The 3,268-nt window shown below is 64.6% G+C and carries 1 protein-coding gene; it reads right to left on the reverse strand.

Annotated features, from left to right (window positions below; genetic code table 11):
- Nucleotides 1-95 precede the first annotated feature (95 nt).
- Nucleotides 96-2,879 (reverse strand): TonB-dependent receptor, encoded by a 2,784-nt coding sequence (locus QMX83_RS20845; protein WP_282298531.1) that lies wholly within the window; start codon nucleotides 2,877-2,879, stop codon nucleotides 96-98.
- Between the last annotated feature and the right edge of the window lie 389 nt (nucleotides 2,880-3,268).

Here is a 3,268-nt window from a genome sequence, read left to right on the forward strand (position 1 = left end):
CGGGTGGGGGCGGGGGGGGGGCGGGGGGGGGGGGGGCGGCGCCCCGCGGCCCCCCCCCCCCCCCCCCCCCCCCCCCCCCCCCCCGACTGTGCTGACTAGAACTTGATCGACATCCGGGCCCAGTAGAAGCGACCGAGCACGTCATAGGTGGCCACGTCGGTGTTGCCGTTGCCACCGTTGTTGGCGTAGTACAGCGGAGCCTGCTTGTTGGTCACGTTGTCCACGCCCAGTTCGAAGGCGGTGTGCCACGGGGCCACGGTGTAGCCCACCTGCAGGTTGTGATACACGAACGATCCGATCCGACGGACCACACCGGCCTCGTCGGTATCGGCGGACAGGCCCTGCTCCAGATCGCTGCTGCCGATCCGGGTCTTGCCGATGTAGCGGACGCGCCACGAGGCGCTCCAGTCGTCCATGTTCCAGCTCAGGCTGCCCAGCCCGCGCCAGCGCGGGAAGTTGCCGTAGGCATAGGTGTACATGCCGCCGTTGCGGATCGTGACCGTGCTCGGGTCGGTGGTATCCGGAAGCACGTCGTAGCGCTCCAGATAGGTGCCGTTGAGACCGGCGGTGAAACGACCCCACGGGGTTTCGTTGAGGCGGTAGTTCACGCTGAAGTCCACGCCGCGCGTGGCCAGCGTGCCCAGGTTGACGGTGGGTTCGGCCACATAGTTGATGGTGCCGTTGCCGTTGCGGTGGATCAGCGCGCAGAACGCACTGGCCGGGTTTGAGTAGCACTGGTTCAACACGGTCTGTGCGGAGACGCCGGTGATGGTGTCCTCCAGGTCGATGCGCCACCAGTCGGCACTGATCGACAGCCCTTCCAGCCAGCGCGGGTCATAGACAAAGCCGACGTCGTACGACTTGCCGGTTTCCGGCTTGAGCTGATAGCCCGCCACGACCGCACCGGATGCCTTGCCCGAGATCTGGCCGTCGGCCTGGTGGTAGCTGCCATCGGTCGGGACATTGGCACACGCCACGTCGTTGCCACCGGTGTAGCCATTGCACGGGTCATTGACGGTCGGCGCATCGCCGGCCACGCCCGAATAGAGTTCATTGATGTTGGGCGCGCGGAACACCTCCGACACCGTGCCGCGCAGCAGCAGGTCGTGGACGGGGCGGTACTCGATGGAGAGCTTGCTGTTGGTCTTGCTGCCGACCGAGCTGTAGTCCGAGTAGCGCGTACCGATGCTGACGTTGAGCGACTCGATGCCCGGCAGGTCCTTCAGCAGCGGGAACAAGGCTTCCGCGTAGGCCTCCTTGACGTCGAAACTACCGCTCAACTGGGAGGCGCAGAATTCGATGACGCCACACAGGCCGTTCTCATCGCCGGTCCAGAGCGCATCTGCCTTGCTGGTGCTCTTCTCTTCGCGATAGGAAACGCCGACCGCCAGCCCGACCATGCCGGCCGGCAGCTCGAACAGATCGCCGTTGGCGTTGGCTTCGGCCTGTTTGACCGTGTAGACACTGCTGACCACCGGATTGACGATCATCGACTGCAGCGTACCCAGACTGGAGGCGTCGTTGAGGTTGAAGATGTTGAGCGGCGTACAGCCCGCGATCGCGTTGCCGGCGGTGCCGCACTTGACCGTTCCGTCGACGTCGAGGAACGACGGGCCGACGGCCTGGTTGAACGACGCATAGTCCAGGAAGCCATAGTTGGTCGAGGTTTGCTTCACCCGCCCGTAGTTCAGATTGACGTCCCACTGCCAGGAACTGTTGCCGAAGCCCCCACGCAGACCCGGGCTGATCTGGAAGTTGTCGGTCTTGTATTCGTAGCGACGGTTGCCAAGCACGGTGGCGCGACTGTTGAGGTCGTTGTAGGAGGTCCCCGTGGTGCGGTCGGTACCGAAGTTGACCCCGAACGGGTTGTAGTAGCTGTCGGCAGAGACCAGGAAGTTGTCACCGTTGGCGAAGATCGGAATCGGCGCGATCACCGAGGCCGACTCGGTCTTGCTGAACCAGGTGTTGACGTAACCTTCGATGTTGTCGGTGAAACGGAAGGTCGCCAAAGCGAACGCGTTGCTGCGCTCCTGCGGCGTCTGCAGGAGGTTGTACGGCTGGTAGTTGTACGAGTCGTTGGCGGCGTTGTAACAGTGGAAATCGCCCGGACCGGTGGCACCGGACACCCCGCTGTTCAAGGTGACGCGCGAACACCCATTCGCCGTCGCCAGTGCGTCGGACGCGGCCGAGCCGTCATTGAAGTTGATCGACCCGCTCGGGGTCGCCGAGGAGCCCTGCTTCACCGCCTCGCCGCTGCTCAGATAGAGCGCATCCTTTGAATAGTCGCGGTTGAGGGCGGAGACGGCGTCCAGGTTGTGGTACGACACGCCGGCCACGATGCTGCCACGGTCCCAGGCTTTGCCGCCGGTCAGGGAGAAGTTGCGGCGGTTGCCGTCGCCCTCGCTGCTGGTGCCGAAGTCCGCCGTGAACTGCACACCCTCGAAGCGGTCGCGCAGGATGAAGTTGACCACGCCGCCGATGGCGTCGGAGCCGTAAATCGCTGACGCACCATCGCTGAGCACTTCGATGCGCTCGATCATGCTGGCTGGAATCGCGTTGACGTCGTTGTAGGCCAGGCGAACGCCATTGACCAGCACCAGGGTGCGCTTGTCACCCAGGCCGCGCAGCGAGATGGTCGATGCGCCGGTGCCACCCCCGTTGTTGGTGTTGGGATTGGTCGAATTGCCCGCGATGGAGGGCAGCTCCTGCAGCAGATCACCCACGGTCGCTTTGCCGGTGGCGGCGATCTGCTCCTGGGTTACGGTGACCACCGGATTGGCGCTCTCGGTATCGACTCGGCGCAGGCGCGAACCGGTCACCACGACGCTGTCCAGGTTGGTGGTGGGACCGCTGCCGGCGGCAGCGGCCTCCTGTGCCATTGCAGGTGCCGCAGAGGCGAGCAGCAGCACGGCGGCCACGGCAAGGGACAACGTCGAAGCATTCGGTGCATGGAACGGGTGGAACGTCATGGCGAATTTCCTCGGTCATGCGACTGCCGGCATTCGGGGGACAACACGTCCCCGCACCGGCGTGCGCCAGTGGATCGGTTCTTTCGGGGTTATGGACGGGCGTTCCACGCCCAGCAGATGACTACGTGTTTTTCATCACACGGTCACAATGTGCCGGGCACCCGGTGCGACGTCTTGACGCTTTTACTGCATCTGGATGCGGAATAAGGCATGGCCGCGATCAGGTGTGCGCCAAACGCGTAGAGCCACGCCCTGCGTGGCTGGGACGTTCCCGGTGCGCGCGCAGCCACGCAGGGCGT

Origin of the sequence: Stenotrophomonas sp. PS02289 (assembly GCF_029960115.1) — a bacterium.
In the GTDB taxonomy this organism is placed as follows: Bacteria; Pseudomonadota; Gammaproteobacteria; order Xanthomonadales; family Xanthomonadaceae; genus Stenotrophomonas.

What these genes read in the sequence shown, in the direction of transcription:
- QMX83_RS20845 (WP_282298531.1), bottom strand. Translation starts at nt 2,879, where the DNA reads ATGGCACAGGAGGCCGCTGCCGCCGGCAGCGGTCCCACCACCAACCTG.